The 25,591-nt window shown below is 57.8% G+C and carries 21 protein-coding genes and 2 pseudogenes; 13 read left to right on the top strand and 10 right to left on the bottom strand.

The genetic code is table 11. From position 1 onward, the window contains the following. Positions 1-133: 133 nt before the first annotated feature. The 3 genes and pseudogenes from IFT66_RS22575 to IFT66_RS22565 form a co-directional block, all read right to left on the bottom strand. Positions 134-397, bottom strand: a complete 264-nt coding sequence (locus IFT66_RS22575) for a DUF982 domain-containing protein (RefSeq protein ID WP_092665514.1) — start codon at positions 395-397, stop codon at positions 134-136. Between the two features lie 23 nt (positions 398-420). Beyond that, positions 421-782: pseudogene (locus IFT66_RS22570) on the bottom strand (ArsR/SmtB family transcription factor). Between the two features lie 147 nt (positions 783-929). Next, positions 930-1,298: a response regulator gene (locus IFT66_RS22565; protein WP_092665510.1), complete on the bottom strand. Its 369-nt coding sequence runs from the start codon at positions 1,296-1,298 to the stop codon at positions 930-932. A gap of 508 nt (positions 1,299-1,806) precedes the next feature. On the opposite strand from IFT66_RS22565, the gene IFT66_RS22560 reads away from it, so the two are divergent. Together IFT66_RS22560 and IFT66_RS22555 are read left to right on the top strand one after the other, a co-directional pair. Beyond that, a complete protein-coding gene (locus IFT66_RS22560) occupies positions 1,807-3,759 on the top strand; it encodes a putative bifunctional diguanylate cyclase/phosphodiesterase (protein ID WP_192079042.1) in 1,953 nt (650 codons plus the stop codon). Positions 3,760-4,511: 752 nt separating this feature from the next. Continuing rightward, the gene (locus IFT66_RS22555) at positions 4,512-6,323 is read left to right on the top strand and encodes a putative bifunctional diguanylate cyclase/phosphodiesterase (protein WP_113469396.1); all 1,812 of its coding nucleotides are present in this window, start codon (positions 4,512-4,514) and stop codon (positions 6,321-6,323) included. A gap of 111 nt (positions 6,324-6,434) precedes the next feature. On the opposite strand, the gene IFT66_RS22550 is transcribed toward IFT66_RS22555, so the two are convergent. Next, complete coding sequence (locus IFT66_RS22550; protein ID WP_192079030.1) at positions 6,435-6,722, bottom strand: hypothetical protein; 288 nt, start codon at positions 6,720-6,722, stop codon at positions 6,435-6,437. Positions 6,723-7,375: 653 nt separating this feature from the next. After that, entirely contained in the window at positions 7,376-7,606 is a 231-nt protein-coding gene (locus tag IFT66_RS22545) for a hypothetical protein (protein ID WP_249406560.1), read from the bottom strand. A 193-nt stretch (positions 7,607-7,799) separates the two neighbouring features. On the opposite strand from IFT66_RS22545, the gene IFT66_RS22540 reads away from it, so the two are divergent. Together IFT66_RS22540 and IFT66_RS22535 are read left to right on the top strand one after the other, a co-directional pair. Further along, on the top strand, positions 7,800-8,147 hold the full coding sequence (locus IFT66_RS22540) for an AraC family ligand binding domain-containing protein (RefSeq protein WP_092665413.1): 348 nt from the start codon (positions 7,800-7,802) through the stop codon (positions 8,145-8,147). Between the two features lie 11 nt (positions 8,148-8,158). After that, the gene (locus IFT66_RS22535; protein ID WP_162759539.1) at positions 8,159-8,644 is read left to right on the top strand and encodes a hypothetical protein; all 486 of its coding nucleotides are present in this window, start codon (positions 8,159-8,161) and stop codon (positions 8,642-8,644) included. 1,714 nt (positions 8,645-10,358) lie between these two features. Here the strand turns inward: IFT66_RS22535 and IFT66_RS22530 are convergent. Next, the gene (locus IFT66_RS22530; RefSeq protein WP_092665419.1) at positions 10,359-11,273 is read right to left on the bottom strand and encodes a LysR family transcriptional regulator; all 915 of its coding nucleotides are present in this window, start codon (positions 11,271-11,273) and stop codon (positions 10,359-10,361) included. 98 nt (positions 11,274-11,371) lie between these two features. On the opposite strand from IFT66_RS22530, the gene IFT66_RS22525 reads away from it, so the two are divergent. After that, positions 11,372-12,097 carry an SDR family oxidoreductase gene (locus IFT66_RS22525; protein WP_199864921.1) on the top strand — a complete coding sequence of 242 codons (726 nt, stop codon included), beginning with the start codon at positions 11,372-11,374 and terminating at the stop codon, positions 12,095-12,097. Here the strand turns inward: IFT66_RS22525 and IFT66_RS23650 are convergent. Together IFT66_RS23650 and IFT66_RS22520 are read right to left on the bottom strand one after the other, a co-directional pair. Next, positions 12,083-12,575, bottom strand: a pseudogene (locus IFT66_RS23650) (aminopeptidase P family protein); the annotation flags it as partial. The gene IFT66_RS22525 and the pseudogene IFT66_RS23650 sit on opposite strands and share 15 nt — an antisense overlap. Before the next feature lie 63 nt (positions 12,576-12,638). Beyond that, complete coding sequence (locus tag IFT66_RS22520) at positions 12,639-13,547, bottom strand: LysR family transcriptional regulator (RefSeq protein WP_192079029.1); 909 nt, start codon at positions 13,545-13,547, stop codon at positions 12,639-12,641. A gap of 168 nt (positions 13,548-13,715) precedes the next feature. On the opposite strand from IFT66_RS22520, the gene IFT66_RS22515 reads away from it, so the two are divergent. Then, positions 13,716-14,753, top strand: a complete 1,038-nt coding sequence (locus tag IFT66_RS22515) for an aldo/keto reductase (protein WP_192079028.1) — start codon at positions 13,716-13,718, stop codon at positions 14,751-14,753. A 76-nt stretch (positions 14,754-14,829) separates the two neighbouring features. Here IFT66_RS22515 and IFT66_RS22510 read toward each other — a convergent pair whose 3' ends face one another. Next, complete coding sequence (locus tag IFT66_RS22510) at positions 14,830-15,237, bottom strand: winged helix-turn-helix transcriptional regulator (RefSeq protein WP_192079027.1); 408 nt, start codon at positions 15,235-15,237, stop codon at positions 14,830-14,832. 72 nt (positions 15,238-15,309) lie between these two features. Between IFT66_RS22510 and IFT66_RS22505 the strand changes: the two genes are divergently transcribed. Continuing rightward, on the top strand, positions 15,310-16,116 hold the full coding sequence (locus tag IFT66_RS22505) for an NAD(P)H-binding protein (RefSeq protein WP_192079026.1): 807 nt from the start codon (positions 15,310-15,312) through the stop codon (positions 16,114-16,116). A 262-nt stretch (positions 16,117-16,378) separates the two neighbouring features. Here IFT66_RS22505 and IFT66_RS22500 read toward each other — a convergent pair whose 3' ends face one another. Further along, complete coding sequence (locus IFT66_RS22500; protein ID WP_192079025.1) at positions 16,379-18,361, bottom strand: putative bifunctional diguanylate cyclase/phosphodiesterase; 1,983 nt, start codon at positions 18,359-18,361, stop codon at positions 16,379-16,381. Between the two features lie 262 nt (positions 18,362-18,623). Here IFT66_RS22500 and IFT66_RS22495 point away from each other — a divergent pair, with 262 nt between their 5' ends. The 6 genes from IFT66_RS22495 to IFT66_RS22470 all read left to right on the top strand — a co-directional run bounded on the left by IFT66_RS22495 (position 18,624) and on the right by IFT66_RS22470 (position 25,507). Further along, positions 18,624-19,667: a class I SAM-dependent methyltransferase gene (locus IFT66_RS22495; RefSeq protein ID WP_249406559.1), complete on the top strand. Its 1,044-nt coding sequence runs from the start codon at positions 18,624-18,626 to the stop codon at positions 19,665-19,667. Between the two features lie 170 nt (positions 19,668-19,837). Continuing rightward, positions 19,838-21,223 (top strand): FAD/NAD(P)-binding protein, encoded by a 1,386-nt coding sequence (locus IFT66_RS22490; RefSeq protein WP_192079023.1) that lies wholly within the window; start codon positions 19,838-19,840, stop codon positions 21,221-21,223. 430 nt (positions 21,224-21,653) lie between these two features. After that, positions 21,654-22,577: an ABC transporter substrate-binding protein gene (locus IFT66_RS22485; RefSeq protein WP_249406558.1), complete on the top strand. Its 924-nt coding sequence runs from the start codon at positions 21,654-21,656 to the stop codon at positions 22,575-22,577. A gap of 11 nt (positions 22,578-22,588) precedes the next feature. Further along, positions 22,589-23,440 carry an ABC transporter permease gene (locus tag IFT66_RS22480; RefSeq protein ID WP_192079022.1) on the top strand — a complete coding sequence of 284 codons (852 nt, stop codon included), beginning with the start codon at positions 22,589-22,591 and terminating at the stop codon, positions 23,438-23,440. Further along, positions 23,437-24,159 (top strand): ABC transporter ATP-binding protein, encoded by a 723-nt coding sequence (locus IFT66_RS22475; protein ID WP_192079021.1) that lies wholly within the window; start codon positions 23,437-23,439, stop codon positions 24,157-24,159. Before IFT66_RS22480 ends, IFT66_RS22475 begins: the two co-directional genes overlap by 4 nt. 10 nt (positions 24,160-24,169) lie before the next feature. Then, positions 24,170-25,507: an LLM class flavin-dependent oxidoreductase gene (locus IFT66_RS22470; RefSeq protein ID WP_192079020.1), complete on the top strand. Its 1,338-nt coding sequence runs from the start codon at positions 24,170-24,172 to the stop codon at positions 25,505-25,507. The last annotated feature ends 84 nt before the right edge of the window (positions 25,508-25,591 follow it).

Below are 25,591 nucleotides of genomic sequence, written 5' to 3'. Positions count from 1 at the left end.
CAGCATTCTGATTTAGCGGACCGTGTCAGCCCATCTTGGCGGAACGTTCTCCTATCACTGGGCCGCGGTCGGCGGCCTTGTCGCGCTGACATTGGATGCGCGCCGCCTGGCCTCCTGATCGCTACTTCCAGCCTTAGCCTGGCTCCTCTAAACCCAAGTTGGCGCACGCGGCGAGAAAATGCGGACGCGACAATTCCGGGTCAACGCCGTTCAGAAGGGCGTGTTGGCAGAGATCGACTGCACGGATGTAACCCCTGTCCGACCTGGCCGCGCACGTCCTCAGATACCGCAACGCGTCAGCCGGACCAAGGATGGTGACGGTCGATGACGGCTCGTCTCCGATAATGACGACGGGCGCCCGCCAGCGCGCGTGGAAGTCGACTACGATGATGTTCATGCCGACATCTCCTGCTGTCGCGCTTATTGCCTGAGCAGTTCCACGACCACGGATTCGTCGACACCATCGACGTCTTGGGACGCGGGAACGTCGATGTTGAAAATCTCGTGGATGACCGCCAGTATCAAAGCGACCGATGCAGACTCGCTTCTGTAATAAATCGTCTGGGCATCGCGTCGCGTCTGCACCAAGTGGCGTTCTTCAGTATGGTCAGATGCTGCGAAAGAGCCGACTGCCTCAGACCCACCATGAGGGCCAACTTACCAACCGAGGTTTCGTTTCTGCTGACGATATCTAGGATGAGCATACGCTTCCCGTTCCCGATTAAAGTCAGGAAGCTGGAGGCCTGGGCAATTTCCGACGCCGAGGGCATGGTCATACGCATCGTGGTATCTCCGGGCGCACGACGTCCTTCCCTGGTATGGGGAAGGCAGGTCTGCGCAATGGTGGGCCAGGACGGTTCCGGCCAGTGGCCATTCGACTCAATGGTCACGGACTGGAAAGGCAAGATGTCTTCTCGGACCTGAAACGGTCAGCTATCGATGATCTGCGCGCGGGACATTGCCTCAAACCTCGCGACTATGAGGTTGAGGTCGTATGGCTTCGAGTAGAACTGTGCCGACGGGGGCAAGTCGACGTCGCATGGCTTGATACGGCCCGATGCGACTACTATCCCAGCCTCTGGGAACCGCGCCGCCACTTCGTTGGCGAGGTCAACACCTGTAAGATGACCGGGCATCTGGATGTCGGTAAACAGGAAGTGGATGGCAGAATCGTCCATCTTGTCCATGGCCTCGTCTGCCGTACTCGCTTCGATGACCTCAAAGCCCGCATCCTCAAGAGCGTCCGTCACGGTCAGACGGATCAGAACTTCATCGTCGACTACCAGTACCTTACGCATCACCCACCCCTTGCATGTGGCGGGACAACAGAACCCTGCGGATATCGTTCCTAAATGGAAGTTGTTTTCAGAATTTAAGTTCAACCGCGCATTGAATAACGCTTTCGCGGCAGGACTGAAGGATGGATGGATGTCTTAATCGTCAAGGCGATCGCTCGTCGAAACTCCGACACGCTTCCAGACGCGCGGCTTAGGTGCCGCTCAGGTCAACAAGACATTAGACGGGGCGTGCACCGTCGCTGTGTCTTCCGACCGCCATCATCTCCCTGACTTGGGGGTCGTCGTCGAAGTCACGCAAGTCCCGGATAGGGACGGCTTCGGTGCATAGGAGTATTTGAAAGCGACACTCCTGGATTTGCTATTTCGACGCTACTCGATTGGTATAGATCAAAAAGAACGAAGCTTTTGTCGGTAACGTGGTGCCTCTCCGGCTTTGATTAACCGTGCTGATTTCCGAGATCGTAACATGGGCATGTTAGGAACCGTTCATCAACGGACGGGCGAAATTATGAATCTGCACAGTGCACGGCGCGGTATCGGAGAATTCCTGTCCGTGCAAAGCGAAAACCCCGAGCTTCTCAAAGCTCAATATCGGGCTTTCACGCGACAGATGCCGATGATGTACTTCATCCTGCTTTCCAGCACGTGGGCGCTCGCCACGACCCACATGAGGGTTGCGCCGGGTTGGTTGACACTGGGCGTTCCGGCATTGCTCACGGTCGGCTGCGTGATCAGAGTGATCTTCTGGCTGAGAACCAGAAACGCGGATCTCTCTCCGGAACTCGCGCATGCCGCTCTCCTGCGTACCAATCGGCTTGCGGGAGGCCTTGCTATCGCCTTTACCGCCTGGTCCTTTGCATTGTTTCCGTACGGCGACGCCTACACCCGCTCGCACGTCGCCTTCTACATGGCGATTACCGTCATCTCTTGCATATTCTGCATGATGTACGTGCGTTCGGCGGCTTTCATCGTGACACTCGTGGTCAATGGTGCCTTCGTCGTGTTCTTCGTATCCACGGCGCAGCCTACCTTTGTCGCTATCTCAATCAACGTGTTGCTGGTCTGCGCCAGCATGATGTCAGTCCTTTTGACCAACTACCGGAATTTCGAAAGCATGGTGGTTTCGAAACAGCAGAGCGAGGCCCTGAGCCGAGAGAATTTCAAGCTCGCCAATCTCGATAGCCTCACCGGACTCGGCAATCGCCGAGCCTTCTTCGCGGAACTGGAAGCCGAGCTGGTGAAGGCTCGAGCGCGGGGAGAGCGGCTAGCTCTTGGAGTCATGGATCTAGACGGTTTCAAGCCCGTCAACGACCTCTACGGTCATTCGGTCGGTGATCGTCTCCTGGTCGAGGTCGCAACCCGCCTGTCGACCACTTTGAAGGCGAGCACGGCGTTCAGGTTAGGCGGTGACGAGTTCGCGATAATCGCTCCTCTTCCTCCGGAGAATACAGTGCTGGTGACGAACGCCAATGCAATTTCGGCGAAGCTGAAGGAGCCCTATCGTTTGCCGGAAGGTACGGTGCACATTTCGGCGTCAATGGGGATTGCGGTATTTCCCGATCTGGCTCTCAGTTGCGAGCAACTGTTCGAGCGAGCTGACTACGCGCTTTATCACGCTAAAAGGAGGCTGCGCGGGGGAGCGGTTCTATTCGACTCCGATCATCAAGACCAAATCAATGCCGAGGCCAGGATAGAAAGCGCGCTCAAGCAGGCTGACCTCAATGAGGAGCTTTCGGTCGTTTTCCAGCCGATAGTCGACATTCGCGACCTGGAAACATTAGGGTTTGAGGCTTTGGCGCGGTGGGATAGCCCACAGCTCGGCAAAATTTCTCCAGGTTGTTTCATTCCTATTGCTGAAAGAGCGGGCATCGTCGGATCGCTCACGAGGCCCCTTCTCAAGAAAGCGCTGGCTGCTGCTTCGAACTGGAGGCAGTCTCTGCGGTTGTCGTTCAACCTGTCAGCCCACGACCTGAATTCCGACGACGGCGTCTTGACGCTGATCGGGATAATTCGAGGTAGCGGCTTTGATCCGAAACGGCTCGATCTCGAGATCACGGAGACGGCTTTCACTCACGATTTTGCGCAGGTCACACGGTCCGTCGAAACCCTTCGAAGCCTGGGGTGTGGAATTTCGCTTGATGATTTCGGAACAGGATACTCGAGCCTGACGCGCCTTCATGCGTTACCGCTGACGAAGTTCAAGATTGATCGCAGCTTCGTCAAGGACTTGGATACGCGACCGTCCAGCTACAAGATCGTCAAATCCTTGCTGGCACTCAGTGCTGACATGGGACTGGATTGCGTTATCGAAGGCGTCGAGACGAAGGCGGAGCTTGCTGCCCTCACGGCGTTGGGAGGGACTAGTGTTCAAGGATACCTGTTTTCGCCGCCGATGCCGGAGAACGAAGCCGCGAAGTTCGCGGCTCGACCCAGCCGCTTCGACCGTCGAGTCGCGGTCTGACAGGTGTCCCTCTCTACGGACCACGAGATAGACATCTCCACCCCATTCTCCCACGACGAGTTCAAATTGCGCGGCGATTTCAGCGTGCGACCTATTGATTGCTGTGGAACGCGTGGACGTCGTCTGTATCGATGTAGCGTCCAATACTTCGCAGGTAAGCGACTATGTCCGCCCGCAGGTGATCACGCTCGCCGTACCTGGCGTCTATGTCGTCAAGAAGTCCCGATACTCTTTCGAAGTCCTCGTCTTTCAGGTCGCCGTCGCCAAACAGGTAGTGTTCTTGACCTACGGCGCAAATGTTGCAGCCCGTGGCCACAACGTCGCGTACAAATTCCGGAATCTGGGATGAAAGCATGCCCACGGGCCGCTCGCTTCTCTGAGGGGTTAGATCTGGTCTCATCGCTGCGCGTTTTGATGGAATTCTGAACACCTAGTACATGTCATTGCAACCCCTCAAAAGCGGGCTATTGACCGAAGCTCGGAAGCATTGCTCGGCGACTAACGACGTCAATCTGCCACTTGCACCACGTTCACACGTCCACTCCGTCCCATGCTATCCAAAAAGGTCTTTCGCCGGTGCGCGAAGTCATCCGGCGCCTCCGACCGCCGTGTAGCGCGGCACCACCGTCAATCTGTCGGCGGGCAGGCGACGTTGTAGAAAGGCTCATCTCGATAAACTTTTACGTGCATCAGAAACCCGAAATGAATGCTAGGATGTCAGAGTGACGTATCCGTTGAGAGACTGGGTTCCTATGATCTTGAAACTGCAGAACGTCATTCTCGAGATGATCGCCCGCGGCGAAGCTTTGCAGGCGACGATCGAGCGAATATGCCTTGAAGCTGAAGCCTTGGTTCCGGGGACGGTGTGCTCGGTGTTGTCAATTCGCGACGAACGCCTTCATCCTTTAGCTGGACCCTCGCTGCCTTCCTCATATTCGGCCGTGCTGGATGGTGTGTCTATCGGGGCATCCGTGGGTTCCTGTGGCAGTGCGGCCTTCCAAGGGGAGGCGGTAACCGTCACAGACATTGAACATGACCCTCGCTGGGTGGATTTTAGGGATGTGGTTCTGCCGCTCGGCTTCAGGGCATGTTGGTCGACGCCGATTTTCAGTGCCGACCGCGTCGTCGCGACGTTCGCTTTCTATTTCCGGGAGTGCAGGGGACCAAACGAGCTAGAGCAGCGCATCGTAGACGCCTGCATTTATCTCTGTGCGATCGCGATCGAGCGAGAGGAGCGGGTCCAGGAGCGTCAGCGCCTGACTTACACCGACGTGCTGACAGGACTGCCCAATCGGGCAAAGTTCAGTCAGGTTCTGCTGAATTACACCGAACGCCTAGAGGGCGGTTGGGGCGTAATCCTGGCAGACCTGGATAACCTAAAGGTCGTCAACGATACGTTCGGACATGGTGCCGGAGACGAACTCATCCAGATCGTTGCAACAAGGATAGCCGCTGCGGTCGGCAAGGGTCGTGCGTTCAGGATCGGCGGTGACGAATTTGCAGTGGTGGTCGAAAGTAGCGTTGGATCATCAATCTCGACAGTTGCAGCAGGGATACTTGCGACGATCAAGGAACAAGCGCATTGCAACGGTCACGCCATCGTTCCAAGCGCGACGCTAGGCGGTTGTGTCGCAGGACCGGGGGAAACACCCGATCATGTTCGCCAGTGTGCGGATGTCGCGTTGTACCACGCTAAAGAGCGCAATCGCGGCCAGTTCGTCGAACACAGGCCCGGGTTTGGCACCGCAATAACGCGACGCTTTCGAGCGATCAGACAGGTCAGTCTTGCCCTCGTCGAGAAGCGCATACACCCCTACTACCAACCGATTGTGCGACTTGATACCGGGCAAGTCGTCGGTTTCGAAGCGTTGTGTCGGATGTCGACAGCGTCAGGGGACATCATCGCCGCTGCCAACTTCCACGAAGCAACCAAAGACGCCCATGTCGCTGCCGAACTAACCCAGTGCATGCTTCAACAAGTAGCGCGTGATATGCGCAGCTGGCTCGACCGGGGCCTTCCTCTTCAGCACGTTGGGATCAACCTTTCCGCCGCGGACTTTCACGCGGGCCGGCTACAGGAGCGGATCTGTGCAGTCTTCGCGGATGCCGGTGTTCCGTTGGATCATGTCATTCTCGAAGTCACCGAGTCCGTCTATCTTGGCCAACGCGACCATGTGGTTGCCGACGAAATCAAGCTACTGCGTAGCTGTGGAATGCGGGTCGCGCTTGACGACTTCGGAACGGGCTTCGCATCGCTCACCCATCTCCTCACTGTCCCGGTCGACATCATCAAGATCGACAAATCCTTCGTCGAAAGACTGGTTCCGGACGACGGCGCAGTCGTGATCGTGGAGGGGTTGGTCAGCATCGCAAACAATTTGGGTCTCAGAGTTGTGGCGGAAGGGATCGAAACCGAGACCCAGCTCGAGCAACTCGTGTCGTTCGGGTGCAAGCTCGGGCAGGGATATCTGTTCTCCAAAGCTGTCGATAGAGATGCTGCGACTGTTCTGATGGCCAGCCATGGTCAGAATTTAGACAACGGCCATCACCCGCTCAGAGCGTAACATCGGGGTAGCGCTTTGCGGCGCACACCCTGCTGTAGATCAGCCCGGTAGCTCGTATATCGACACGTCGTCCGACGGGTCTCGAATACCCTTGAACTAGCCGTGCCTAAGCTAGCCGCCCAGGCCCTGTATTCGATCTCTGCCGCCAGCGTCGGCTCGACGTAGACGGCCGAGCGCGACCTGATCATGACCACGGCCTTCCTGTCTCTGATGACATCGAAACGTGCCTTCCAGTACCCTTGCCGTCCGTGCGCTCAACACGGTTCCGACGCTTCCAACGTAGACGAGATCGTCGCCCTTTCGCGCAGCCAGAAGCAGACTGCCGAGGTTTCCCGTACCGGCCGAGGACGGCTCGTAGCCGCCAGCGACGAACGTGTCGCTGGCGACACGTTTTATCATCCGCCAGTCACCGCCCGTCCCGGACGGTAGGTCCGGCCTCTTGGCGACTATGCCTTCCAGCCCGAGTTCTGACGCGCCGTCCGTCGCTGATCGGTCGCGGCCTTGCGCTCCGATAGAACTGCGCGCACTGTCGATGAAAGAAGCGAGGACGGCCTATGTCGCATTGGGATGCCGAGCAGTTCTACGACGAGAACGACCATAGCGAGACCGACTTCACCGCACTTACGAAGCCCGTCACTTATCTCAACAGCTGGCTCCCGGTTGTCCTGCGGACGATTCTTCGTGACGACCTAACGCACTACGGTTTCAGCGTCATCGTTCACACTGGTGATGGATCGGTTCTGCTAGACGCGAGTCAGCATGCCGCCCTTCTTTGCATCCAGGAAAGGAAGAACGCGGAGACAATGGGAACGAGATAGAACGCTCATAGTACCAACTGCCAATTGCGTCGCTCACATCCGTCACGCACTCGCAGTGCGTGGCCCTAGCCACCGTACGTCGGGCAACGCCGCCCCCTGACACATGGCACTTTCAGTTCGGTTAACGTGCAATCCACTGGCCTACAGGAGGTCGGACACTCGATTCCGCCGACGAGGCGATGCAAGGTGCCGAATTTCTGCGGAAACGTCTCGAATGATCAAAGACCGACTTGTTTAGCCCGTTGACCGGTCATCGAGAGGGTGGGCCTCGCCCTTCCAATAGTGGTCGATAATGTGGCTGCAGTTCCGAACGACGCGTTCTCCAATTTCCGGATCGCCGCCTTTCAGAGTGTCGGGATCGCCGCCGCTGAGGCGCACGAAAAGGACCTGCTGGGTGGCAGACGTGAAATAGTCCTTGCTGGTTGGCTCGAATTCCAGTCCGGCCTCCCGGAATTTGTCCGCCACTTGGGCGCCGCGTCCTCAATCGCTTTGTAGACCTTGTCGAGCATCGCGCGCTCGGCTGCTTCTCTGATTTCCATGTACTGGCGCTGTTCGGGTGTCGGTACGGCGCAGCTCCTGGTCATCCATGTCTCCTTTCCTGTCGTCCTTGGCGATCTCGACAGCCGCACTACCTCCAGTCGTGAATAGGGAGGTAGCAATGAAGGTTCAAAAATTCAGCCTGTCGGACGCTGAACTGGTCAAGTCTCCGGGACAGGATGCCGATATCTTTGTCGGAAACCTAATCGACGAGAAGGATGGTGGCCCCGTTACCATCGGATACGGCCGCTACGCTCCTGACCAGTCGCTTACAGAGACCATGGCCGTCCACGACACGATGGTAGTCATAGAAGGCAGGCTCTCGGTTTCCACTGGGGACGGAACCGTGACTGCAGGACCTGGCGACATCGTCTACATGCCCAAGGGCGAGGCCGTAACGATCACGACGGAGGGCGAGGGCGCGCTGACGGCATACGTGACCTATCCTCACTGGGCGGAGGCGCAATAAGGATGACGAGAATGGCACCATCGCCAAAAGGCTGGGCGACATTCGCCTGGCAGTCCGACTACGGTCAGTTCTACCTTGTGGACAGGGAGGACGTAGCTCCCGTGGAGAACACGATGGAGATGGAGGCACGTAGCCTGTGCGTGACGCCCAGGGGGCTTGTAATCTACACCCAGTCCAGCCTTCAGCAACATATCAGGATCGCTATCTACGACAGCGAACCGGAGCATCCGGTCACCGAGCCCTTGAGCGGCAATCTGTGGACGCGAATAGAGCAGACGCAAGCCTCGTTCCCTTCGATGTCGTTCGGGATATTCAGCCCGTCGCTGCCCGATCCTTTGCCGTACGGCCCGATCTTCCTCGTGGGTAGCACAGACTGCGTGATCCAGATCAACTGGATGGAATCCCAAGGCGGGAGGGATGACAGCGTCCCGGTCGATCCGGACATCATCGATATCGCGATCTGGCCAGCCGTTGCTACACGAAACTATGCAGTGTAAGAACTAGGCGCTGCACTGAGGCAACCTCTGGAAGCAGCTCTTGCCGACGAGACCGTTGACGGATCGATTATCTTTCCAGCCGATCCGGTGCGGCAAGAGTAATTCAGTTGGCAAAGCGCTACGCCGACGTTAAAGCGGCGCTCCCACTGGCCCGTCAGCATTATTGCAGTGATTGGACATCATTAACCGCGAGGCCGCGCAGCTGCGACGCTGACCCGAAAAGCGTCGCGTGTAGTCAGGGCTTGGCTGACGGTCCGGGATTGGCATTCTCCATACCGACTGGAGAAGAGGGAGCCGAGCCGCTGCCTTCCACTGAATTCAAAAGAGCCCAACCCACGACCGATACCAAGAATACTGCGAGAGCCACCATGGCCCACCTGGAACGTCCCCGACCGGTTCGGCGGGAGTTGCTATGCTTCGTCTCGTACTCTGTGGGGGTGCCGTTCGATCCGTCCTGCTGATGTGCCATGTCCGTTTTCTCCCTCGATCGCCGAACATCGCCGAAGTGCGATTGTTCCGGGCAACGGGAGTACGTCTAATGTACGTTTACATCGCCGGACGCGTGGCACTACCGATAATGACACTTACGGTACACCGATAGTGCCCAAGGGAATCCACCAGTGCCAAGCCTTGATTTGTAGGCCTTACTTTTCGCAAAATTGAGGGTTCGTTCTGCTGTTACTGTTCCTAAGCTGGGAAAGTGGGAGCTGCTTCTTGAAGCCCATCCGGGATCGAGGCACGCCATGTTCCATAATATATATTACGCGCTTTCATAAGCCCGCTAATGGAGAAGCCGTATATTTGTTTAGTCTCACAGCCACCCTTCCGCCCGGGCGCAAAGCTAATAAGAGCGCCCGCACCAAACGCATCTCCACAGGCGGTCCGCCGCGACTGCCTCATCCTCAACCCTGCCGCTCTTAGACGCGCGCGTCACCCAAGTTACCCGCGGGATACCCTCATCGGCTGTTATTTGCGCATTGCTGCGCGAGGGCGTCAACAAATCTAGGAGCTATTTAATGCAGCACAGCAAGTGGTCCCAAGGCGAACGGTTTGCAGCCTATCGTCAGTTAGATGCTTGAGCGTTTTGTAAACGAGCTACCGAGCTACGCCCCCAAAGGTCACCACGGTCTTTGCAACTTGATACCCCGGAAACTCTTCCTACTCCCTATCATGACAGACCAGTCGCGGTAGTGTAATCGGAAAGGAGAGAAAGCAACGGGAGGTCAGCCTCGGTTCGGCCTGACCTCTTCATCCCGGTTGTGGAGCATAGGAGAGACCCGGTTTCGCGGGTCCGTCTTGCAACCTAATTCTCCAACCTAGCCTGCCGCAAACCGCCAGATTGAAGCAAGGTTCCGCTCACGATGGCCTTGGTGCTCAACCCACTCCAGTCACCGTCCGGACAGAAATCCTACGATATCGTCGAGCACTAGCTGCATTATCTGCGCTATCTGTTTCGCAGGCCTCCATGAAGGTTGCGTTCGGAAATAGCAAGTTGCGTGCCCTGTTCCAGGGAAAGGGTCGCCGCGAACTGGACCGCCGCATCTTCTATTGCTGTGCGCACGCGGCCGGTCATCGCAGCATGCTGGTTCGAACGAGCAAGAGACATGAGCCCCACAGGAGCCATGTCAGCTTACGAAGGTATGCATTGGCAACCACTATGAAGGCGCGAAGCATAAGAGCGCCTTCCGGCCTAAGCGAACCACAATGGCGCAAGTTACTTACTTCTTTCCGAGGCAACAAAATCGATGAACGCTCTCAATGGCGCAGGCATAAACCTGCGGGAGAAATACAGTCGTGGACCGTCAAAACTTGTCCACCATTCCGGTAGCACGGGTTCGAGATCTCCGGAATCAAAGTGCGGTTGAAGCCAATTCTCGAACGTGTAGATCAGGCCACATCCGTGCCGGGCAAAGTCGATCGCCGCGGCGGCAGCATCCACACCGACGACCAGCCGTCCCTGAGGGTCGACCGCAAGTGCCTCGCCTTCCCTTTCAAACTCCCACATCACGTAAGCCCCGCTGGAGAACCTCAGGCGGATGCATTCGTGATCGAGCACATCGCTCGGATGCCGAAGCCTTTTTCCACTTGCGAGGTATGACGGACTGGCCGCGAGCGCGGCTCGCTGTCTTGCTGGACCCAACGGTACGGCAATAACGTCTTGAGCGAGATGCTCGCCATAGCGAATGCCGGCATCACATCCGGCTGCCACAGCATCCACAAGCCTATCCTCGACCACGAACTCGATGCGCACGCCAGGATGCTTCTCAAGGAAGCCTTCGACAAGTGGCGGAAGGATATCGACCATGACTGCGCCGGTTACATTCAGCTTCAGCAAGCCACGGGTTTCGGCTTGGGAGCTTGCGGCATCCTGAAGGGCCGCGCGCGCTTCCGCATAAAGAGGCAAGAGGCGTTCCGCCAATGAGCGGCCCGCATCCGTCGGCGAGACGCTGCGTGTCGTCCTTGTCAGCAAAGGAACGCCGATCTGCTGCTCCAAACGCTTCACACGTTCGCTGACCGACGACGGGGACAGCCCAAGTCGCTGCGCAGTCTTCCGAAAGCCGCCGGTCTCGCAAATGTCGAGAAACACCGCTAGGTCGTTGAAGCCAGAAATGTCTTCATTGTTCGCCATGACGATCACGGTATATAGGATTAGGGGGATTATCGGGCGCTAAATCTACATCTATCTCCATGAGCAGTCCACCGCAATGGCCAATCTCAAAGGAAAACATGATGCACAAGAAAACAGTGTTGATCACAGGTGCGAACAAAAGCATCGGATTTGAAACGGCGCGTCAAATGGGTCGCAATGGCTACAGCGTGTGGATTGGAACCCGCGATGCTGCGCGCGGCGAAGAGGCTGTGCAGTTGCTATCTGCTGAAGGCGTTGAGGCGAGGCCGATTTACATCGACGTAACGGACGAGGCGTCGGTGAGGCAGGCGGCCAATCGCGTCCAGACAGAGGATGGCAAGCTCGATGTTCTCATCAACAATGCGGGTATTCCAGGTGAGATGGTGCCGCCCTCTCAGCAGTCGATCAATGACATCCGCACCATCTACGATACCAACGTCTTCGCACCTGTTCTGGTGACCCAGGCCTTTCTTCCCGCTCTCAAGAAGGTTGGGAACGCAAACATCGTCATGGTCAGCAGCGGCCTCGGTTCCCTTGGTTGGCTCTCGGACCCGGGCAACCAGTTCTACGGTGTCAACTTTCTCGGCTACAACAGCTCCAAAACGGCACTCAACGCCATAACGGTGGCTCTTGCCAAGGAACTTGCAGCCTCGGGCATCAAGGTTAACGCGGCTGATCCAGGCTACACAGCAACCGACTTCAACGGTCATTCCGGCTATCGCACGGTCCAGCAGGCTGCAAGCGGCATCGTGTGGCTTGCGACGCTGGGTGAAAAAGGTCCGACAGGCGGCTTCTACTTCGACGGGGTGGTGGTGCCCTGGTAAGCTTATGCTGATCTGATATCCGTCACCCGTCTCGCCGCCGAAGGAGAGCTGTGATCGCATGAAAGGTTCATAGATCTCGTGGTCGGTCACGCCGGGTCTTGCCACGTGGTGAACCGCTGCGTGGCAATTCTGACGAGCTGAGCCGCGGCGAGGAACATTTCGATCTCACGTGGCGAGAATGGCGTTGTCGGCCACGAATTTGGCTTTGGGCATCAACTCATCGAGTCCTGCCCATAAGTCAGCGAGGTGCGATCAACGAAGCGGCCGATCTGTGCTCTCGTGCGCCCATACGCATGAGAAGTTAGGCGCATTTCACCGCTGTCTTGATGACGCTGTCGCCGGGACGGTCGACATATTCGTGAACGATCGGTCCGATCTGCCCATGTCCTCGACGAGAATTGGTTCTCCGCCCGGCCAGCAGCAACGATTGGGTGAGGAAGGACAGCAGTGTCAGCCGCTTGTCGCTGTCGGTCGGCAATCGCCGTCGGAATTGACGGGGCCGTCGCAACTTAGCAGAGCGATGACGAACAAGTCTTTACCGTCAACCCCGCACTTTCCCACGCTCGGCAAGAAAATCCAGGAGCGCGCGCACCCTCGAAGGGAGCAGTCCCCCCTGGCCGGTGTGGATCGCATGGAAGGCCTCGCGATCGCCGGGGTTGAACTGCTCCAGAACGGGTACGAGACGCCCGGCATCGATGTCGTCTTGGACCGTGAACTGGGCAAGGCGCACGAGCCCGACACCGCAAAGCGCCAGACGGCGCAGCGCTTCGCCGTCGCCCACCTGAACCCGCCCAACGGCCGGAATGACGACGGTTCCGGCTCCCGTCTTCAACGGCCATCCATCGACGTTACGGATATAGGAGAAGCCAAGGCAGTTGTGGCGATCGAGGTCTTCAACGGTCTGCGGCTCACCGAAGCGCGCTATGTATGCAGGGCTGCCTGCGACAATCATGGCTGTATCCCCAAGCTTGCGCGCCACCAGGCTTGAACTCTTCAGTGCTCCTGCGCGAACTGCCACATCCGTCCGCTCCGCCAGCAGGTCTACAATTACGTCGGTCTGCACGAGATCAAGGGTGACGCCGGGATAGCGCTCCAGGAACTCCGGCAGGATCGGAGCGAGAATGTGCGTGGCGTAGGATGCGCTGGTGTTGAGACGGATGCGTCCCACCGGCTGCTCGCCTGCACCAGCGCTACGCTCGGCATCGCCGATGTCGGCAAGAATACGGTTCGCCCTTTCGTAGAACGAGCACCCCTCGGCTGTGAGCTGGAAAGCCCGGGTTGATCGGTTGACCAATCGGGCCCCAAGCCGTGCCTCTAGCCGGGCGACAAGCTTGCTGACTGCGGACGGCGTCATGTGGCAAGCGCGCGCTGCGGCCGAAAATCCGCCGCGTTCTACCACGCAGACGAAGACCTCCATTTCACCGGATCGGTTGATATCAGAGCGCGCCATTGGTCTTTCAATTCACAGATGATGTTCTTCTGGGCAGACTATATCGGAAATTGGCAAGCGTCTACTTTGTGGCCTGGTCACCAGGGGTTGCGGGACAGATCGTGGCTAGCGCCCTCGACCTGCCACTTGAGCGACCGCTAAACCCTCGCTCGTTGCAAAGGACAAACAATGGATTATCGCTATCTCGGCCGCTCCGGTCTCAAGGTCTCGGTGCTCAGCTTCGGCGCCGGCACATTCGGTGGTTCAGGGCCGCTGTTCGGCGCATGGGGTAACACGGATGTCGAAGAAGCGCGACGGCTGATCGACATCTGCCTGGATGCCGGTGTCAACCTGTTCGACACCGCGGATGTCTATTCGAACGGCGCATCCGAACACGTGCTCGGTGCCGCTCTCAAAGGCCGTCGCGACAAGGTTCTGATCTCGACCAAGGCTAGCCTGCCGATGGGCGATGGTCCAAACGATGCAGGGTCTTCGCGTTTCAGGCTGATCCGATCGATCGAGGATGCGCTGACGCGGCTCGGGACCGATTACATCGACATTCTGCAACTTCATGCCTTCGACGCCGCAACGCCGGTAGAAGAGGTCCTGTCCACGCTCGATACGCTCGTTCGCGCCGGAAAGGTTCGCTATATCGGCGTCTCCAACTTTTCCGGCTGGCAGATCATGAAGGCACTCGCCGCGGCCGATCGCTACGGCTGGCCGCGCTATATTGCCAACCAGGTGTATTATTCGCTGGTTGGCCGCGACTATGAATGGGACCTGATGCCGTTTGGAGCAGACCAGGGGCTTGGCGCTCTGGTGTGGAGCCCACTTGGCTGGGGACGGCTGACCGGCAAGGTCAGGCGCGGCGATCCCATTCCGGACGGAAGCCGTCTCCACGATACGGCAAGCTTTGGCCCACCCGTAGACGATGAACTTCTGTTCCGTGTCGTAGATGCGCTGGAAGCGGTTGCCGCAGACGTCGGCAAGACAGTACCGCAGGTGGCACTCAATTGGCTGGTCCAGAGGCCAACCGTCTCATCCGTCATCATCGGCGCGCGCAACGAGGCTCAGCTTCGCCAAAATCTCGGTGCCGTCGGCTGGACGCTGTCTGCCGAACACGTCGCCAAGCTCAACGATGCCAGCGAGGTGACGGCACCCTATCCGCATTTCCCATATTACCGGCAGGAAGGGTTCGCACGGATCAATCCGCCGATTGCGAGATAACGGTTCAGGCTTGCTCAGTGGGTCAGGCGTTTGTAGTCAGCGACAACGCTGCTCGCACTAATCATAGACGCACGGCTCAAGCGCCTTGTCGTGCGTCAAAACTCGCCTGCGCAAGCTCGATCTGATGTTTGCTGTCTCGGCTCCATTCAACAAGAGCCGCGACCTGGGAAGCGAAGGAGCGGCCAAGGTGCGTGAGCTCATAGGTTACGCTTGGTGGAACGCTCGCTTCGACATGGCGCACAATATGTCCGTCCCTTTCAAGGCGGCGCAGTGTCAAGGTCATCATCCGCTGGGATGTGCCCGACAAGGCCCGTTCCAATTGACGGTAACGGCGCGGACCGGGAGTAAGCTCCGCCAACGCCATGACCGTCCACTGTTCGCCCAGTCGATCGAGGATGAGCCGCAGACCGCAGTCTTCGTGGCCGGGCGCTCCACAAGGGATCAGCACTGCGGCGGGACGAACATCGATGTGCGTATCGGACAAGATTGTGCCTCCTTATGCGTGCGGTCAGAACCTCCTAAGTGAGGGGCAGCACTGACACAAAAGGAGCATAGCATGATTTTGATAACGGGAGCATCAGGCCAACTCGCTTCGCTTGTTGCCGATAAGGCGAAAGAGTCGGGCTTGCCGGCTCTGACAGCCAGCCGGTCACCTACTGCTGACAGAAGAATGGACTTTGATCGGCCAGAGACCTTGGATTTCTCGGAAGTTGAAACCCTGTTTCTCGTCTCCGCCGGATATGCGGAGGACGATGTCGTGATCCGTCGACATGGCGCGGTGCTGGAGGCAGCCGGTCGGCAGGGGGTCAAGCACGTCGTTTATACGAGCCTTTCCAAAGCGAGTGATCATCTCGGCTTCGCGCTCGCCCATCGATGGACCGAACGGGCTGTCATGAACAGCGGCATGGCATGGACCATCCTGCGAAACGGCCTCTATGCCGAACTGATCGGCGCCCTTTCCGCACCTCGCGAAGGCCGGATCACCACCCCCTTCGGCACAGGTCCCATTTCCGCCGTGGCACGGGCGGACCTTGCCGACGCCGCCGTCGCAGTGCTGGCGAAGCCCGAAGCCCATGCTGGCGTCACATACGAGCTGTCGGGGATAACGCCGTTCTCAGTTGTCGATCTGGCCAGGCAGCTGGATGTTTCCTATCAGCCGACGAGCCTGGAATCGGAGCGCGAACGGCTCTCTGGCTTATCACTCTTGCCGTTTCAACCCGCCATGCTCTTGTCGATCTCGTCGGCTGCAGTGGCGGGTTTTCTCGGGACCGATGCGGGCGACCTTCCAAAATTCGTAGCAAATCCACGCGACAGCCTGTCCATCGCCTGCGTGGCGGCTCGGCAGGCCTATGCTCTGGAATGATGACGTAGGGAGTGAGCCGAGGGCAAACCTGCCACGTGATGACTAAGAGCTCAGCGCACTGCTTGTCGTAGCGGGTCGCGTAAGAAGGACGGCTCGTTGCATCGAAGTGCTAGCGCTCCTTCTCGCGACAAGATGAAAGATCCGTGCTCAGTTGTATGGCATTGAGAGGAATTGAACTCATGGCCAGGCGAGGTTGTCGAACACAGGCTGCGTTAGTCGCATCAGTGCCAACAGGCTCAAAACTACTCTCAATGCTTGGAACCTAGCCTACGCGGCTCTTCATCATATCGAACGGTAACACGTTGATGGATTGAAGTTGGTCTGCAGCTGCCGGTCGGCCAAGATAGTACCCTTGTAGCTGATGAATGCCGTACTGCTGCATCAGACGCTGATGCTCGATAGTTTCTACCCCTTCGACAAGAATGCGGGTTCCACGATTACGAAGCAGGCCGATGATGTCCAACATCATTCGTCGTCCTTTCTCCGTGTTGCAGTCATGGAGGAAGGACCGATCAATTTTGACGGTATCGAATTCTATGAGACGCAGCCACGACAATCCCGCGAAACCCGTACCGAAGTCGTCCAGCCAGACCTGGACGCCCAACTTTCGCAAATCGTTGATGCAGCGCACTACGTCTTGGTCTATTTCCAGCTCCATCCCTTCTGTAATTTCGAGAGCGAGCCTCGCTCCTGCTAAACCGAAATCAGAGAGAGTTGAAGCGACGAAACTTGAGAAATCCGACATTTTGAGCTCAATCGGCGAAACATTGACACTGGCTACCTCAACCTTATTTCCTGCCAGAATGTCGCTGCAGACGGTGCGTATCGCCCAACGCCCCAGCTCGATTATTGACCCTGATCGTTCCGCGACGGGGATGAAATCAACCGGCGCGATCGATGTGCCATCCGGCCGACGCAAGCGCATCAGAGCCTCTGCAGCCGCCACTCTGCCCGTCTGAACATTTCGGATCGGTTGATAGACGAGGGATACAAGCTGGTGGTTTACCGCGACCTTTAGGATCGCTGCTATGTCTTCCTCGTCATCCCGTGTCCTCGCGTCACCAGGATCGAACACCACCACCGTGTTCCGACCGCCTTTCTTCGCGGCGTAGAGGGCAAGATCCGCTTCGTGGACAACTCGGTCGAGGTGCTTGGTCTGGTTCCTAGCGAACGATAATCCGATGCTGACCGTAACGATCGAGGTTCCATCTCGTCGGTTCTCATGAGGTAAAGCCAGCGCACGTATGGCAGACTTGATCGCCTCTGCAAAAGCGATGGCGTCCTCAACGCTTTGCTGCTGCGCGATGATGATGAATTCCTCGCCGCCGTAACGTGCAATCCTAGCTCCGTGGGAATTGACAACCTCTTGAAGAAGATGGGACACAGCGACAAGGCACCGGTCACCCTCTTGATGACCATAGCGGTCGTTGTATCGTTTGAAGTAATCGACATCGAGCAGCAGCACGTAGAACATCGACCTATGGTCGAGCCAACGTCGCCAGTAATCACGCAGTCGCTCATCGACAGCCCGGCGGTTTTCCAGCCCAGTGAGCGAGTCAGTGTTGGACAAAAGGAGGAGAGCTTTACCCCTCTCCTCTGCCGCGTTGTGCTGGACACGGGCCTCGAGAGCGTTGAGGAACACGTTGTAACGCTCTCGGTTAAGTTTCAGGTTCACGTACGAAGTAAATATGAAGCACGAGATGCAGAAGGCTCCGAGGATCAGCTTATAAAGCGGCAACATGGGTGAATATAGGTAGAGCGTGCCCAGAAAGATGAGCATATTCGCTGCAGAGGCTGTGAGTGCAACGGGAAAGCGAAAGCTGAAAAACAGGTTCACGCTCATCATGAAGATGGCGCCGAAAACCATGTAGTAGGAGAGCGCCTCCACAGCACTGGACATCTGTGCAGTGAGAATCCAAACAAGATAGGCTACGGATACGGCTGTAGCCGCGACAGTGTCGATCAGGCCGGATCTTGCTCCGGCGTAGATCAAGACCTCTAAGATCGCTAAGGCACAGACCCCAACGACGAGACGGCCCGCGACGGTGTAGTAAGCGACGTCGGGAATAAAGAGGTAGTCGGTAAGAGAATACGCCAGATACGCGACGACGGCTATCCATAGGCCTTTGCGCGTGACGCGTCTCCTGCCCCGCTCGCTCTCACGCACGTACAAATCACGCAAGTCTTCCGGCGAGGGCGTCGTACCTGCTGCGACGTAACCTGCCTCGGCAAACATGTGCAGCATGGCCTAAGAACCAATTCGGTTGTAGCTACGCGTCGTAGATCGCCGCTGTACGTTAAGTAGCGCCATGTGACATCCGCGACAAACGATAACGAGCTTATCGTGCGCGCACTCGATACGAACCGCCCAGCTTATTTAATAATTTCTAAAGTTGGTGACGCTTGATTGGCCCAATGCGGGACAGGCTAATAATCCTTGACGAATGACAAATCGGTGAAGAATTTAACCTTGCATTAACATTCCATTAATCATGAGGTTATTTTTCTTGGCTCAGCCCCTTTTCTCGCCTGACGGCAAAAGCTTGATAATGCCCCGATCCGTCAGCGACAGTCTTATTTCTCAAAAACCGACCAACCAGGCAGAACTTCTAGCTGAAGCAAAAGCTCAATTTGCCATTGTCATAAACCTGGCGATGCAGCGGTTGGATGCCGGGAAGGATCTGCCCGAGATGACCAGATGGTTGATCGGTCAACTGCATGATATCAGGCAAAAAGCAGGGCTCGAAGTCTGGCAGATGCTCGTCCCAATCATACAAGCGCATCCTTCCGCGCAGATATTGCAGCAGTGCCCCTTCACCCGGTGGTCGTTCGAGAAGCCGCGTGGGTATTCGGGAGATGCCGGACTGATAGACTTCATCTATGGACATGAAGCGGTAGCTGAAGAAGTTGCCAAGGCGACTCCTGTCGGGCTTCAGATCTTTGAGTACACAATTAACGCACCAGGGCCGGTTGCGGTCAGGGAAAGGCGAGACATTCTAACCAGCTACGTCGATGAGACCGCGGCGAGGACCGCCTCGGATACTGAAATCCTGGCGATTGCCGCCGGACACCTCCGGGAAGCGGAGGCATCGACGGCCCTTTCAAAAGGCGAAATCAAGCGATGGGTCGCCCTTGATCAGGATCCCCAAAGCATCGGCTCAATCATAAGACAATTCGAAGGGACGTCTGTCGATCCAATCGATGGATCGGTGCGTGGGCTCCTCACGGGAAAGCATCAACTCGGAACATTTGATTTGATTTATGCCGCGGGTCTCTACGATTACCTTAGTGATAAAGTAGCGATTAGACTTACGCAGATTTGCGTCGAGATGCTGAAGCCGGGCGGAGTATTCTTGTTCGCTAATTTCTCCGATGAGATGTCTGACGACGGCTATATGGAATCTTATATGAACTGGGAGCTCTTGCAGCGTTCGGAGTCAGATATGTGGCGTATCGTCGGTGCCAGTGTCGATGCGGAGGCAATCGATGCCCGCGTCTGGTTCGGGACCAACCGCAATATCATCTACAGCACGATTAGAAGGCTGCCGTAGGCGCAACATCGAGAAGGTTGCGCGCTAGTAGCCTCACCTTCGCCTCCGTGATACCCGCACTTTACATCCCCTCAATCTCTACTAAATTCGTAGCGATTGAGGGAATGACCTGACTTGTTTGCGTCGGGCACCTCAGACAGAGCGCCCCCCAACGGCTAAGGAGAACGTCCTTGACCTACGATGTCGCCATTGTTGGAGCCGGTTTCTCGGCGATCGCACTGACAATCAATCTTCTCGATATCCTGCCACCAGAGGCGACTATTGCCGTGATCGGAGACGATCCGGGGTTCGGACGGGGAACGGCGTACCGGACAGAATTCTATCTCCACCGCCTCAACGTGCCCGCTGCGCGCATGAGTATCTTCCCCGACCAGCCTGACGACTTCACCGACTGGCTCACGTCGCGGGGTAAAGCCGTCAGTCCCGACGCTTTTGCGTCTCGAGGTGACTTTGGTCTCTACCTGCGTGACAGGCTCGCCTCCCGGCTTCGAGCGCGGGAGCATCGCGCACGTCTTGATTTTGTTCGGGCGAAAGCCGTGAGCTGCAACGATGGGCAGGGAGACGGGATCTCATTCGTTCTCGACACGGGTGGAAGCCTGCGGGCCCGAACTGTTGTCCTTGCGCTCGGCGTGGGAAGCGCAGGATTGCCGGTCGCGTCAGACCGGGTTTCGGCGGCTGCCCGCGGGCGAATTATCGAAAATCCATGGACCATGGGCTGGCTTTCGCACGTCGGGCGAAACAACGCGATCTGCGTGCTGGGCTCAGGCCTGACGATGATCGACCAAGTGCTGTCGCTTCGCGCCAGAGGGCATCGCGGGCAGATCCGCGCGCTTTCGCGTCGCGGCCTCGTGCCGATGCCGCATCTTGATCGCCGAAGCGAGCCCGTAGCGGTCGACCTTCCGGACGGAGCCGAGCTTAGCCAGGTGCTGCATGCACTTCGCCGGTCCGCTGACGATGTCGCGGATTGGCGGTCCGTCATCGACGGATTGCGTCCGAAGACCCAGGCACTCTGGCAGGGGCTAACCATGGCGCAGCGATCGCGGTTCATGCGTCATGCGCTGGCCTGGTGGAATATTCACCGTCACCGTATCGCTCCGGATGTGCACCGGAAGTTCCAAGCCCTGGTGGCGGACGGCACAGTGAAAGTTGAGGCGGGCTTTCTCTCCGGCATCCATGACGACGGGGACGGCGTTCGAGTCGAGTACCGGCCAAGAGGCAGCCAGAACGCCACGACCTTCATCGCAGATCTGGTGGTGAACTGTACGGGAATGGAAAAGGCCGGAACCCGACATTCGCCACTTCTTAGAACGATGTGCGACCTCGGGCTGATCCGAATCGACGAACTGGGCCTCGGGATTGTCGTCGACAAGACGTCGCGTGTCCTCGGTGATACGCAGTTGCAGAACGCAGGACTGTTTGCTGTCGGGGCCCTGACTGCAGGCCAGTTCTGGGAAATCACGGCGGTGCCGGACATTCGTGTCCAGGCCAAACGGATCGCAGAGGCAATATCCGCGGAGCTTCACGTCGCCGAAGGACGCGCGACGCGCCGAGCATAATCCAACCGATCTCGATGGCTCTTTCTGGCGCGACACGGATAGCGAAGCTGACTTCATCTCATAGTCCGGCAAATACGGAGCCTGAGCCAGGCAGAAGGGCGGCAACAGCGCCAAAAACCGTATGGGCTCTCAACACGGAGGCCAGCCCCTTATGAAAAAAATATTGAGGGCAAACATCCTACCCCAGCGTTCCAGTTACTCGTGAAATTAGAATGATCGCCTCAACAGATTCCATCTTGAAGAACGAAAATGCGCAGCTCCGCTGTTCGGCGCATCGGTATCTCTACCAATGCGGTCGAGTTAAACTACACTGAAATCTCTTTCCTCACCACCGCGTGTCCTCCGGGCTTGCAGGTTCAGAATGGAGCTTTCTTTGTATCGTAGAACATTTCTGCAAGCGTCCGCGTCCTGCGTATTCGCGGGTCTTTCCTTGGTCGCGTCTGCGGCGAGCGCAGCCGATCCGGCAACCAAGCTGATCGTAGCCGACCAGGCCGAACTCGTGCGCAATCTGCTGGACGCCAGCGGAGAGCGAAAGAACCTGGCATTCGACATCGAGTTCCCAAACTTTGCCGGTGGCCCAGCCATCCTCGAGGCAATCCGGGCAGGCGCGGTGGACATAGCCTATGTCGGCGACACCCCGCCGATCCAGGCGCGTTCCTCCGGCACCTTGCTGCCAATCGTCGCCACGTTCACACGCGAGATCGCCCAGTATCGGCTGACCAGTCGTCCCGGCCTAAATATCAACGCGTTGTCCGAACTCAAGGGCAAAAAGCTAAGCTATGTGGAGGGTTCCGGCCGCCAGGTCTTTCTGATCGAGGCGCTCAACCGGGCCGGGCTGACGCTGAAGGATGTTACCCTGGTTAACCTTCGCGTCGCGGACTTGCCCGATGCTCTGCGGTCCGGCGCCGTCGATGTCGCGGTCCTCCAGGAGCCCTTCGTCACACGGCTGACGAACCAGTCCGGCGCGAGCCCGGTACTTGATCCAGAAGAGCGCAAGCTTCTGCCGAGCACATCCTACTTCTATGCACGTCCAGATGTTCTTGCCGACCCGAAGAAGACGGAATCGATCAAGCAATTTCTGGCCGCCTTCGTTAAAGCCGGCAACTGGAGCAACGAGCACCAGCAAGAATGGGCGAAATTCTACTATACCGCCTTCCAGCGTGTATCTCCGGAAGACAGCGCCGCCATCCTTGCAGGACAGTCGCCCCTTCTCTTCCAGACATCGGTTGAGGCGATCCCCCATCACCAGAAGCTGATCGACATCCTGTACCAGGCAGGCTCCATCAAGGAGCGTCTGGATGCCAAGGGATCGTTCGTCGATACGTTCGACAAGGTCGTAGAGCAATCACGCTGATCGGAGGTAGTATGATGGACATATCTTCAGGCAGGGTAGTCAACGCGCGCGCGGAGCGGATAAAAGGTCGTGCCCTCGACCGCAGGCCGACACAACTGACGCCCGCAAAGCTTCCACCCGGATTGAGGCTTCTCGGCCCCATCATCCTTCTGATCGTTTGGGAGACGGCGGCTCGCATCGGCGTCCTCTCGCCCAGCACGCTCGCCGCCCCTTCCACGGCGGTAAAGACAGGCTATGACATGGTCGTGGACGGCAGCCTTCTGCCTCACCTCGCCGCCTCGGCAGCACGCGCCTATTCCGGGCTCCTCCTTGGCGTTGTGGTTGGTGTTGTCCTCGCTCTCCTGTCGGGACTGACGCGAACTGGCGAAGCCCTGATTGATGGTCTTGTGCAGATCAAGCGTGCGGTGCCGACACTTGCGCTCATCCCGCTAGTCATCATTTGGCTCGGGATCGGCGAGGCCATGAAGGTCTTCCTGATCTTCACGGCGGTCCTCATCCCCGTCTACATCAACACCCATGCGGCGTTGCGCGGAATCGACATAGGGCATGTGGAGCTTGCACGCACGCTTGGTCTGACCCGCGCCGAGTTCATCCGTCATGTCGCACTGCCCGGGGCGCTACCCGGCTTTTTCGTGTCACTGCGGCTTGCCGTCGCGCTGTGCTGGACGGCACTCGTCGTGCTGGAACTCGTCAATACGCAAACAGGGATCGGCTATCTCATGAACCGGGCACGCGACTGGGGCCAGACCGACATCATCGTCGTCGGCATTATGATCTACGCGCTGCTCGGACTGCTTTCCGACGCTGTCGTCAGATTCATCGAGGCCCGCGCGCTTTCCTATCGACGGGCTCTGGGCTCATGAATGCGCATGTGACGAATGCCGTGGTCCTTCGAGACCTTTCCCGCAGTTTCAAGGGGAAGACTGTGCTCGACCGCATCTCGCTCGATATTCCGACGGGGCAGTTCGTGGCTCTTCTTGGAGAGTCCGGTTCCGGCAAGACAACCCTGCTGCGGGCGCTTGCCGGGCTCGACGACGATGCGGAAACCAAGGGACATTACAGTACGCCGGTAAGTGTCTCCGTGCTTTTCCAGGACTCACGGCTTCTGCCGTGGAAGACGGTGATCGACAACGTCACGCTCGGGCTGCGCCGCGCCGATGGTCAGGCTGCCGCACGTGATATGTTGAGGGATGTCGGGATAGGTGACAAGACGGATGTCTGGCCGTCGACACTCTCTGGCGGACAAAAGCAGAGGGCGTCACTGGCGCGTTCCCTCCTGCGCGAGCCAGACCTTCTGCTGGCGGACGAACCGTTCGGTGCGCTTGACGCGCTCACGCGGCTGAAGATGCAGGCGCTGCTGATGCGCCTTGTCGAACGTCAGCGACCGACCATTATCCTGGTGACCCACGACGTCGACGAAGCCCTGCTTTTGTCAGACCGCGTCCTTGTCCTCAAGGATGGCAGCATCATCGAAGATCACTCGATCTCGCTTCCCCACCCGCGCCACGAGCATCAGGCCGAACTGTTTTCGCTTCGGTCAAAACTGCTCAAGAGCCTCGGCGTCGAAGCCGACAATATTTGAAAGGCACCCCATGTCGCACAAGTTGCATCTCAATCTCTTCCTTATGTCCCGCGGCCACCATGAAGGGGCGTGGCGTCATTCGCATGCCAACCGCAAGGCTCTGACCGACCTTCAGCTCTACGTTGAAGCTGCCGCGATCGCGGAGAGCGCAAAGTTCGATGCTGTCTTCCTTGCCGATACATTGGCGGCCGGAAACAGCAGCGGCCTGGCGTCGTCGGGGTCGTTGGAGCCGATCGTGCTGCTGTCGTTGCTCGCGGCTAATACAAGGAAGATCGGTCTCATCGGAACGGCCTCGACGACCTACAGCCTGCCCTACACTTTGGCACGCCAGTTCGCCACGCTCGACCACCTCTCTAATGGTCGCGCCGGATGGAATATCGTCACATCCTGGGCACCTGAGGCCGGTGCGAACTATGGCCTGCAGCAAAATCTCGACCACGCGGATCGATACAAGCTGGCGGAAGAATTCGTCGAAGCGGTCGATGCCTTGTGGAAGAGCTTTCCGGCAGAAGCTGTTCTCGATGACAGGGAACGAGGACTGTATCTAGACGTCGATCGGATCAAGCCTGTTAACTATGCAGGTGACCACTACCGCACCAAGGGTCCGCTCAATGTGCCGGCAAGTCCGCAGTCCCGCCCGGTCTACATTCAAGCAGGTCAATCCGACGCCGGTCGCGGATTTGCGGCAAGATGGGCGGAAGCGATATTTACCGCCCACATGACGAAGGAATCTGCCAAGGCCTTCTACACGGATGTGAAAAACCGCGCTGTGGGTTATGGACGCAGCCCGGAGGATGTCGTCATTCTGCCAGGCATCAGCGCGGCGATCGGGTCGACGACAAAGGAAGCGGAACAGGTCTGGGAGGAGCTCGACGCGCTGACCAGCACGGATGTGGGACTGACGCGGCTCGCGGCCCGGTTCGGCGGTCACGATTTCAGCGGCGTCCCGCTGGACCGCACTTTGACCAAACACGACTTTCCAGATCCGGATTCCGTCGAAGCTTCGAAGAGCCGGGTCATTGGCTATATCGACATGACATTGAAGGAAAATCTGACGCTCAGGCAATTGCTGCGCAAGCTTGCGGGCGCCCGTGGCCATTTCGTAGCGACCGGCACGCCCGAACAAGTCGCAGACATCATTGAAGACTGGTTCCGCACCGGCGCCGCCGACGGCTTCAACGTGATGCCGCCGATTATCAACAGCCAGCTCTCACTGTTTGCCGAGGAAGTCGTTCCAATCCTGCAGAAGCGGGGGCTATTCCGGACGGAGTACGAAGGCCACACGCTACGCTCACATTTCGGACTGGCCCCCGTTGGAAACTCCGAGTCGCTTGCACGATCCGCGTGATCCCCACGGCGAACTTCAAGAACGGAAGTCACCTTAGCTTCCGGGTGATGGGAAAGCTTGTCATAACTTCCTTGCTCATCGCGC

Origin of the sequence: Rhizobium sp. CFBP 13726 (assembly GCF_014841925.1) — a bacterium.
GTDB classification, from domain to species: domain Bacteria; phylum Pseudomonadota; class Alphaproteobacteria; order Rhizobiales; family Rhizobiaceae; genus Neorhizobium; species Neorhizobium soli.
The sequence above is the reverse complement of the archived record's forward strand: the minus strand, read 5'-3'. Positions and strand labels throughout refer to the sequence as shown.

Excerpts from the sequence above, each read along its gene's own strand:
- IFT66_RS22565 (WP_092665510.1), bottom strand. The coding sequence starts at position 1,298 with ATGCGTAAGGTACTGGTAGTCGACGATGAAGTTCTGATCCGTCTGACC.
- IFT66_RS22480 (WP_192079022.1), top strand. The coding sequence starts at position 22,589 with ATGATGGACATATCTTCAGGCAGGGTAGTCAACGCGCGCGCGGAGCGG.
- IFT66_RS22515 (WP_192079028.1), top strand. The coding sequence starts at position 13,716 with ATGGATTATCGCTATCTCGGCCGCTCCGGTCTCAAGGTCTCGGTGCTC.
- IFT66_RS22555 (WP_113469396.1), top strand. The coding sequence starts at position 4,512 with ATGATCTTGAAACTGCAGAACGTCATTCTCGAGATGATCGCCCGCGGC.
- IFT66_RS22560 (WP_192079042.1), top strand. The coding sequence starts at position 1,807 with ATGAATCTGCACAGTGCACGGCGCGGTATCGGAGAATTCCTGTCCGTG.
- IFT66_RS22530 (WP_092665419.1), bottom strand. The coding sequence starts at position 11,273 with ATGGCGAACAATGAAGACATTTCTGGCTTCAACGACCTAGCGGTGTTT.
- IFT66_RS22520 (WP_192079029.1), bottom strand. The coding sequence starts at position 13,547 with ATGGCGCGCTCTGATATCAACCGATCCGGTGAAATGGAGGTCTTCGTC.
- IFT66_RS22500 (WP_192079025.1), bottom strand. The coding sequence starts at position 18,361 with ATGCTGCACATGTTTGCCGAGGCAGGTTACGTCGCAGCAGGTACGACG.
- IFT66_RS22525 (WP_199864921.1), top strand. The coding sequence starts at position 11,372 with ATGATGCACAAGAAAACAGTGTTGATCACAGGTGCGAACAAAAGCATC.
- IFT66_RS22470 (WP_192079020.1), top strand. The coding sequence starts at position 24,170 with ATGTCGCACAAGTTGCATCTCAATCTCTTCCTTATGTCCCGCGGCCAC.
- IFT66_RS22575 (WP_092665514.1), bottom strand. The coding sequence starts at position 397 with ATGAACATCATCGTAGTCGACTTCCACGCGCGCTGGCGGGCGCCCGTC.
- IFT66_RS22535 (WP_162759539.1), top strand. The coding sequence starts at position 8,159 with ATGGCACCATCGCCAAAAGGCTGGGCGACATTCGCCTGGCAGTCCGAC.
- IFT66_RS22505 (WP_192079026.1), top strand. The coding sequence starts at position 15,310 with ATGATTTTGATAACGGGAGCATCAGGCCAACTCGCTTCGCTTGTTGCC.
- IFT66_RS22550 (WP_192079030.1), bottom strand. The coding sequence starts at position 6,722 with ATGATAAAACGTGTCGCCAGCGACACGTTCGTCGCTGGCGGCTACGAG.
- IFT66_RS22475 (WP_192079021.1), top strand. The coding sequence starts at position 23,437 with ATGAATGCGCATGTGACGAATGCCGTGGTCCTTCGAGACCTTTCCCGC.
- IFT66_RS22540 (WP_092665413.1), top strand. The coding sequence starts at position 7,800 with ATGAAGGTTCAAAAATTCAGCCTGTCGGACGCTGAACTGGTCAAGTCT.